We start from the raw sequence: 506 nt of genomic DNA on the forward strand, positions 1-506 counted from the left end.
GATGTCATCGCGGTTCGCGTCCGCTCGCAGTGCGGTCAGCGATTTCAGGCGGCCCAGCAGAGTCGTGGAGGATGCGGGGCATTTCAGGTCTTGAATCGCCGACAAGGTCTTCTCGAAACGCTGGATGCGGCTTTCAAGATCCGTGCCGCTCGGCAGGTTCGTATTCTTGAGCGCTACCTGCGCGTTCACCTGTGCTTGAGTGGGTGGGCAACGGCCGGGAACATTCACCCCGGTGGGGCCCACGCGGTCGGCTGTCGCGTTCGGATCTCCCGGGCTGAAACCCAACGCCGGCACCAACGCGCTGATGTCACCGGAGTCGGCTCCGGAATCCTCCGTCGCTCCACCCGCGGCCGCGTCACCGGATCCTGCGGCTGCCTTGTCCGCCGGCGTTTCGTTCAGATCCAGTCCACGCAGGATGTCATCGCGGTTCGCGTCCGCTCGCAGTGCGGTCAGCGATTTCAGGCGGCCCAGCAGAGTCGTGGAGGATGCGGGGCATTTCAGGTCTT

At 64.6% G+C, this 506-nt stretch carries 1 pseudogene; it reads right to left on the reverse strand.

Going from position 1 to position 506, the window contains the following annotated elements:
* Positions 1-506, reverse strand: a pseudogene (locus WH85_RS52055) (hypothetical protein); the annotation flags it as partial.

Origin of the sequence: Actinoplanes rectilineatus (assembly GCF_000962825.1) — a bacterium.
GTDB classification, from domain to species: Bacteria; Actinomycetota; Actinomycetes; order Mycobacteriales; family Micromonosporaceae; genus Actinoplanes; species Actinoplanes rectilineatus.